Raw genomic sequence first — 7318 nt, forward strand, 5'->3', positions numbered from 1 at the left:
CCCAGATCCCGGCCGCCCGCACCCACGGGCAGCCGCACCCGACTATGACGCCGCGGGTGGCCGCGGCGGAGAAGGAGATCGTCATGTCAATCGTCGTGACCGGGGCTACCGGTCAGCTGGGCAGGCTCGCCGTCGAGGCGCTCCTGCGCCGCGGAGTACTGGCTTCTCAGATCGTCGCGACCGGCCGGGACATCGCAGGGATCAAGGACCTGGCCGACCGCGGAGTCGTGGTACGCCGGGCCGACTTCGCCGACCCGGACAGCCTCGCGGCAGCCTTCGCGGGTGCCGACAAGCTGCTGCTGATCTCGGCCTCGTTCCCCGTGGACGAGCGCTACGAGAACCATCGGCGTGCTATCGATGCCGCACTGTCCGCGGGGGTATCCCTGGTGGCGTACACGAGCATGGCGCACGCCGATACGGCCACCACGATCCTTGCCGAAACCCACCGAGCCACTGAGGAATACCTGCGTGAGCGCGAGGTTCCCAGCGTGTTGCTGCGCAACGGCTGGTACCTGGAGAACTACACCGCCCAATTGCCGCTAGTCCTCCAGCACGGCGCCTTCATCGGGGCCGCGGGCGAGGGCAGGGTCAGCGCCGTGTCCCGCGCCGATTACGCCGAGGCCGCCGCGGCCGTGCTGACCACCGAAGGCCACGCCGGCGCGGTCTACGAACTGGGCGGCGACGAGGCGTTCACCTTGGCCGAGCTCGCCGCGACGGTCTCCGCCGCCACCGGTAAGCCGATCACCTACACCGATCTGTCTGCGGACGAGCTCGTCGAGGCACTGACCGGCGCGGGCCTGCCCCCCGAACTGGCGCGCGTCCTTGCCGACTCCGACCTCGGGCTCGGCCGCGGCGAGCTGTTCACCGACTCGGGCGACCTGAGCCGCCTCATCGGACGGCCCACCACCTCCCTGGCCGGCGCGATCGCCGACGCTCTTCGCTGACGCCCTCCGCTTCAGCAGTATCAAAGGTCTCATATATCCCCAGTTCAACGGGAAAGGTCCACCACGATGTCCACCCGCAGTACCGCGCACCGCACCGGGCGCCGTGCGCTTGTCACGCTCACCGCGACGTCCGCCGCTCTGGCCGCACTCGCTCTTCCCGCCACCGCCGCGACGCACGACGGCCACATGACGGGCGACTACTCGATCGAGATCGACGGCGCCAATGCCTACACCGAGAGCATCGCGGCCGACGGCCGGTACATCTACACCGGCAGCATCGACAACGGCACCGTCTATCGCGGACTCGTCGGCGCGAAGACACTCGAGCCGTTTCTGCCGGGTGGCCAAGACGGCCGCACCGAGGTCACCGGGGTCAAGATCGACGGCGACCGCCTGCTGCTCGCCGGCGCCTTCACGGGACAGTTCTTCATCTACACCAACACCGGAAAGCTCGTGTCGTCCTTCACCGTCCCCGACACCGGCGCACCGACCCTCGTCAACGATGAAGTCGTGGCCGCCGACGGAGACGTCTACATCACCGACTCCTTCCGTTCCGTGCTCTACCGGATCCCGGCCTCCCAGGTCAACGCCCCTGCCACCGGCGCTCACCGGACACTGCAGGCGGCCTACAACCTGCCCGACTACGTCTCCGGCACCTCGAACGCCAACGGCATCACCACCACCCCCGACGGCAAATCCCTGATCATCGGCTACTGGGACAGCGGTGCGCTCTACCGGCTCACCCTCGCCACCGGTGAAATCCGCAAGATCGACGGACCGGCCCTCGCCAGTGCCGACGGCATCGCGCGGCAGGGCGACACGCTCTACATCGACCGCTCCGTCAACGACGAGGTCGATACCGTCGAGCTCTCCGACGATGCCACCCGGGCCACCCTCGTCTCCGAGCGCACCTTCCCGGGAATCGATACGCCCACCGGCGTCGCCATCAGCGCAGACCGGCTGCTGGTGACCAACTCCCAGATGAACAACTACCTCTACGGCGCCCCGCTGGAGAGCTCCGTGTTCACCGTTGAAAGCATCCCGCTGCACTGAGCCGGCATCATCGGGTCAACGGCGAGCGGGGTGAGCGCGAGGTCACCCCGCTCGCCGACTCGGACGGCGCCCGCTCCCTTGCCCGGCTTCGACTCGACCGGCAAGGTCGACGTCATCGGCAGGACGGCACACCCGCGGGCGATCGCGGTCATCTCCGGTGCGTCGACCGTCCGACTCTGGCAGATGGAGTCGACACGGTTTCTGCCACCATCTGCTCGCACGTCGTTTAACGTGCGGCTAAGCAGGTTTCGGCATTGCGGCCGTCGTGCTACAAGACCTCGACATTGCGGAGGCGGCCCGGCAGTCGCTGCCAGGGTTCTTGTTCATGCCGCGCCGTACCAGCCGCCCTGATCTCGAAGCTGCCCTCGCCGACGCCCGCAGGCAGTTACGCCGCCGCGAACGCGAACTGCAGACGCTGCGCGAGGAAGCCGACGTCCCGCGGGAAGCGGCCGAGACCTTGATTCATCACGCGCCGGCAAGGGAACGCTTCGCGTTCGTCCACCAGCTCCACCACCGATTCCCGGCCCGGCGGACCTGCCAGATCATCGCCACCGATCACTCGAGCTACTTCGCCCGGGCCCGAGCGAAGTGCACACGGCCCATCCCGCCTACGGCGCAGAACGGATCACGCGGGAGCTGAAGCTGCAGGGCACCGACGTCGGCCGGCGCCGGGTCGCCCGAATCATAAGCGGGCACGGCATTGCGGGGATCACCCGCCGCAAGCGCTCCGCAACCTGACCAGACCCGACAAAGGCGCTGCCGCAATCCCGGCCCTGCCCCAGCGGCAGTTCACCGCTCCCATGCCGGGGCTGAAACTGACCGGCGGCATCTCCTGTATCCGCAAGTCCGAAGGCTGGATCTACCTCGCGACAGTCATCGATCTCTGTAGCAAGGAGTTGATCGTATGGGCGATCGCGCCACACATGCGCACCAGCCTCGTCACCGACGCGCTCAGCATGGCCCACGACCGCGGCCTGACCGCCGGCAACGCGATCATGCATACCGACGGGGGCGGTCAATACTCCGCGAAGGACTACCAGAGGCTCCTGGGGCGCCTCGGGATCGCCGGGATGCTGATCGCGGCCGTGCTCACCGGAATCGGCACCGGCATGATCACCCCGCTCAGGTGCGCGGCGCTGGCCGTCTCCGCCGACCCGGAGCAAATCGGGACGACCATGGGAGCGGCCGAACTCGGACGCGAACTCGGCGACGCCGTCGGCCCCCTGCTGGTCGGCGCTGCAGCCCTCGCCGTCGGACTGGGCGCCGGACTCAAGGCGCTGGCCGCACTCACCGCGCTGGCTCTCCCATTCACCCGGCGTACGGCACTGCGCGGGTCGCACCCCGCACACGGTGCGCCCGACCCGGCCCGCCGCCGTCATAGTGCTGACCCGGGGCTCGGCGGCCGGTTACCTGCTCAGGTAGACGACCAGGAAGACCGCGCCGCCCAGCGCCATCGCGATCACGAGCACGGTCGAGCAGGACAGGGTCACTCCGAGAACGAGCTGCGCCGCGGCAACCAGCGACCCTTTCGCCCCTCGGTGCCACTGATCGCATGGCCGCTGACAGTCGGCTATGTGTCGCGTCGATGAGACAGCCTCGAGCACAACCGGGCTGCGGCGCCTCGGCCTTGGTCATAGAGGGCTTCGATGCCCGAGCGCGGCTCGGCGAAAAACGAGGAGAAGCCGGAATCGGACTGCCCAGTCAAGGTCGGCGTGGGAAGTCTTCAGCGCGGATGACCGGCGAGTCTTCGCGCGTGGCTCGTAAGCCTGCGGACGCCGTCGACGGGTATCCGGTCGCGCCGGTTTCGGCCTTGTCGCCGGTGGCTTGGGCGTGCGGCGTCGGCGATGAGGCGGGCGGTGGTTTCGGCTTCGTGGCGGGCGAGTTCGGGGGCGACGCTGGTGTAGGTGTCGGCGGTCAGGTTGATGCTGGCGTGTCCGAGTTTGTCTTGGATGACTTTGAGTTCGTTGCCGGCTTGGAGGGAGAGGGTCGCCGCTCCGTGGCGCAGGGCGTGCGGCGGATCGGGGGCAGGCCGGCTTCGGCTGCGGCTTTGATGAACTCGCGGTAGAGGTGGTCCGGATTCAGGGGCTGGCCCCGACGGTTGGTGAAGACATATCCGCCGGGATCGAAGCCACGCTCGGCGGCCTCGGCCGCCTGTCGCGATTGGTGGCGGCGCAGTTGCTTGACGGTGGTGTGGTCCAGGACGACCGTGCGACGGCTGCTCTCTGACTTGGGCTCGCAGGGCACGAGGCGTCCATCGACGCGTTGGGTGGTCTGGGTGATTACGAGGATGTGGTGGTCGAGGTCGACGTCTTGCCATCGCAGGCCCGCGGCCTCTGCGCGGCGCAGCCCGCGCAGGGTGATGAGGTGGAAGGCGGCGTGCAAGCGGTGCTCGCGGGTGGCGGTGAGGAATTGGCCGGTCTGGGTGGCCGTCCACACGGACGCTGGTGGGCGTTGGCCGGTCAGGCGCCATCGGGCGATCTGGTCTTCGGTCCAGATCACGGCGTGTATACGGTGGTAGGTGGGGATGGACACGCCGCAGGCGGGGTTGGTCTCGATGAGCCCTTCTCTGATCGCGGCGTTCAGGGCCGCACGCAGGGTGGCGCGGATACGGGTAAGGGTGTTGGGGCACGGCGGTATCCCGCCCGCGCCGCGCTCGGCGAGGCGGTCAAGCATCGACTGGACGTGGGCGCGGCGCAGCTCGCTCAGGCGAATGCCGCCGAGGAAGGGCTCGAGGTAGAGCCGGATGTGGACCATGTAACCCTCGCGGGTGAACGGAGCGAGGCCGGTGCGCGAGGTGATCCAGGTGCGCACCCACCAGTGGTCAGAGCCGTCGTTGGATCGGAGCGGTGCCCGGCTCCGAGTAGCTCTGCGAGCGCCGTCCGGGCGGCTTGTTCGCTCTCGTAGCCGCCGCGGCCCAGTCGCTGGCGGTCGCCGCCGCGGAGCTGGGGGATGTCGATGGCGTAGTACCAGGAACCGTGATCGGGATCAGCCAGGTGCGGGCAGGCGTGTCCGAGTTGCGTTCCGGTCGCGGCGTCACGGCACCCGCAACGCCGGTAGACAGTGCCCTTTCCGTAGTCGTCCCTTTCCGTAGTCGTTCATGAGTGCACCTCCGGAGCCATCGCGTGCACCTAGGCCATTCAGCTGACCATGTGGAACGGCCGAACGGGTGAACCACGATGCGGGCGCAGGCGCGGGTGCACCCGGCCTGCTCGCGCACCTTCAGGATCCGATGTCCGGCCCGGTATCTGACCGGCTTAGCTAAGCTTGAGCGCGCGGATTGCGTCCTCGGTGGGCAGATTCGTGTGCCCGGCTGCGAACTGGTACTGCTGTGACCCTCGGCATGGTGGTGGATCAAGTGGGAGCGTGCGGTGCGTAGTCAGGGCAGTGTGTATCAGCGGTGCGGGTGTCGCAGTGTTGAGATGGGCCCCACGGGGCAAGGAGTGCGCGCGAGGGGCAGAGCCGGGTCATGGTTCGTGGTACTTCGCGGTCGACGTGCCGAGGTATCCGGACGACTGCTCGCGTCATCGTGTACGCCGCGGGGGCTACCCGAATCGGGAGAGTGCTCTCGCTGCGCTGGAGGAGGTGCGCGCTCCGATATCCCGGCTGGATGCTCCCGGAGCGGTCTCGACCGGTGGCTGGCTGCGCACATGGCTCGGCTCCCGGATCTCGGATCTCGCTGGCGCCCGCGACGGCGAATGCGTACGCGCTCCACACCGGCTGCACCTTGAGCCCGCGCTCGGCCGGATCCCGTTGAAGGACCTGCGAGGAGCCCACGTGCAGGAGATGTTCAACCGGCTCGCCAAAGGCAGCAAGCCGCGCGCCCCGCTCGCGCCCTCGACACTCGAGCGGATCCGGGTGACGCTGCGGGTCGCGTTGAACGCGGCGATACGCGACGGGCTGATCGAACACAATCCTGCGCGGCATCTCGAGCTTCCCAGGCCGCGCAAACCGCGAGCGGTGATCTGGACCGAGTACGAGGTCGAACGGTGGAATCGTACGGGCAAGCGCCCCTCGGTCGCGGTGTGGACCTCGGCACAGACCGCTCAGTTCCTCCACTCCTCACGCGAGCACCGGCTCTATGCCGCGTTCCACCTGGTTGCTTTACGAAGGTTTCGCCGGGCGGAGACCGCAGGGCTGCGGTGGTGCGACATCGACCTCGACAACGGTGTCCTGATGATCACCCACACAATCCAGCGCATCAACGGCCGGCTCATGCACTGCCCGCCGAAAACCAGATCGAGCCAACGGATGGTCGTGCTCGACCGCGGCACCATCAGGGAACTGCGCCAGCACCGCGCACGCCAGCAAGCCGAAACCACGCAATTGGGATGCGTTCCCAGCGGGTACGTCTTCACCAACCGGCGTGGACAGCCGCTGAATCCCGACTACCTCTACCGCGAGTTCATCAAGGCCACTGCCGACGCAGGGATGCCTCCGATCCGCCTGCACGACCTGCGCCACGGCGCTGCCAGCCTCGCGCTCGCCGCCGGCAACGAGCTCAAGGCATCCAGGACCAACTCGGGCACTCCAGCATTGTCCTGACCGCGGACACCTACGTCAGCGTCGAACCCAACCTGTCGCGAAAAGCCGCGGAATCCACCGCAGCTGGTTTTGCGAGCCGCCCGATACATACCACGCACCCATCGGATACGGCGCGCCGCCCGGAGATAACGCGGGGCGATAGACCTAGCAGGTGAAAGCTCTGGTCAACACGTTTCGGCGGGCCGGAAGACGGGCCCCACCTCGGCCCCACCATGGACCCACCAGGAATCAGGAAACGAATTCGCGAAGTAAACAGGTAGACGATTGAACCGCATTTCCGCAGCTCATCCGTGTAGTTGGATGTCCAACCTCGGTGGGGCGGGTGGGGCTCGAACCCACGACCGGAGGATTATGAGTCCCCTGCTCTGACCGGCTGAGCTACCGCCCCTGGTGCTCCAGCGGAAGGGTTGTGCCCGGTTCTGTCCGGTATCAACCAATTCATCCGCCGGATGCAAAACGTCTCCGGGGCGTGGGCCCACGGAGACGTTCTCGCGCTCCTGCAATAGGACTCGAACCTATAACCTGCCGGTTAACAGCCGGCTGCTCTGCCAATTGAGCTATGCAGGATCGGTGCGCTCTCGCTTGGCCCGGTGGCTTGCCACCCGGCCTCGCGTGAACAACCTTAGCGCATTCAGGGGGGTGCGAGCCAATTCGCCGGAGTCATGGGCACCATCGCGGGCGACGACACCGTCCTGGTGATCTGCCGCGACCCGCTCGGCGGCCCCGACCTGGCTCGACGACTCAGCGAGGCGGCCCGCGGCTGAGATCCGCGGCGCTCC

The 7318-nt window shown here is 67.8% G+C and carries 9 protein-coding genes and 2 tRNA genes; 6 read left to right on the top strand and 5 right to left on the bottom strand.

The window, feature by feature from the left end:
• The first annotated feature begins 83 nt into the window (after positions 1-83).
• Positions 84-944 (top strand): SDR family oxidoreductase, encoded by an 861-nt coding sequence (locus tag KDL01_RS37305; RefSeq protein ID WP_212533443.1) that lies wholly within the window; start codon positions 84-86, stop codon positions 942-944.
• Between the two features lie 66 nt (positions 945-1010).
• Positions 1011-1997, top strand: a complete 987-nt coding sequence (locus KDL01_RS37310; RefSeq protein WP_212533436.1) for an SMP-30/gluconolactonase/LRE family protein — start codon at positions 1011-1013, stop codon at positions 1995-1997.
• A 385-nt stretch (positions 1998-2382) separates the two neighbouring features.
• Here KDL01_RS37310 and KDL01_RS37315 read toward each other — a convergent pair whose 3' ends face one another.
• A complete protein-coding gene (locus KDL01_RS37315) occupies positions 2383-2556 on the bottom strand; it encodes a hypothetical protein (RefSeq protein WP_212533437.1) in 174 nt (57 codons plus the stop codon).
• Positions 2557-2585: 29 nt separating this feature from the next.
• Between KDL01_RS37315 and KDL01_RS46240 the strand changes: the two genes are divergently transcribed.
• Together KDL01_RS46240 and KDL01_RS37325 are read left to right on the top strand one after the other, a co-directional pair.
• The gene (locus KDL01_RS46240; protein WP_212533438.1) at positions 2586-2735 is read left to right on the top strand and encodes an IS3 family transposase; all 150 of its coding nucleotides are present in this window, start codon (positions 2586-2588) and stop codon (positions 2733-2735) included.
• Positions 2736-2797: 62 nt separating this feature from the next.
• Entirely contained in the window at positions 2798-3586 is a 789-nt protein-coding gene (locus KDL01_RS37325; RefSeq protein ID WP_212533439.1) for an MFS transporter, read from the top strand.
• Between the two features lie 134 nt (positions 3587-3720).
• Here KDL01_RS37325 and KDL01_RS46245 read toward each other — a convergent pair whose 3' ends face one another.
• Positions 3721-4002, bottom strand: coding sequence for a site-specific integrase (locus KDL01_RS46245; protein WP_368861730.1), 282 nt, complete (start codon positions 4000-4002; stop codon positions 3721-3723).
• Entirely contained in the window at positions 3912-4808 is an 897-nt protein-coding gene (locus KDL01_RS37330; protein ID WP_212533440.1) for a tyrosine-type recombinase/integrase, read from the bottom strand. The genes KDL01_RS46245 and KDL01_RS37330 overlap by 91 nt, the downstream gene beginning before the upstream one ends.
• A 972-nt stretch (positions 4809-5780) precedes the next feature.
• Between KDL01_RS37330 and KDL01_RS37335 the strand changes: the two genes are divergently transcribed.
• The gene (locus tag KDL01_RS37335) at positions 5781-6539 is read left to right on the top strand and encodes a tyrosine-type recombinase/integrase (RefSeq protein WP_246577536.1); all 759 of its coding nucleotides are present in this window, start codon (positions 5781-5783) and stop codon (positions 6537-6539) included.
• Positions 6540-6853: 314 nt separating this feature from the next.
• Here KDL01_RS37335 and KDL01_RS37340 read toward each other — a convergent pair.
• Positions 6854-6927 (bottom strand) — tRNA-Ile (locus KDL01_RS37340).
• Between the two features lie 106 nt (positions 6928-7033).
• A tRNA-Asn gene (locus KDL01_RS37345) sits at positions 7034-7106 on the bottom strand.
• Positions 7107-7168: 62 nt separating this feature from the next.
• Between KDL01_RS37345 and KDL01_RS37350 the strand changes: the two genes are divergently transcribed.
• Positions 7169-7303 (top strand): arginine repressor, encoded by a 135-nt coding sequence (locus KDL01_RS37350; protein ID WP_307846770.1) that lies wholly within the window; start codon positions 7169-7171, stop codon positions 7301-7303.
• Positions 7304-7318: the final 15 nt, after the last annotated feature.

Source organism: Actinospica durhamensis, from assembly GCF_018139695.1.
Lineage (GTDB): Bacteria > Actinomycetota > Actinomycetes > Streptomycetales > Catenulisporaceae > Actinospica > Actinospica durhamensis.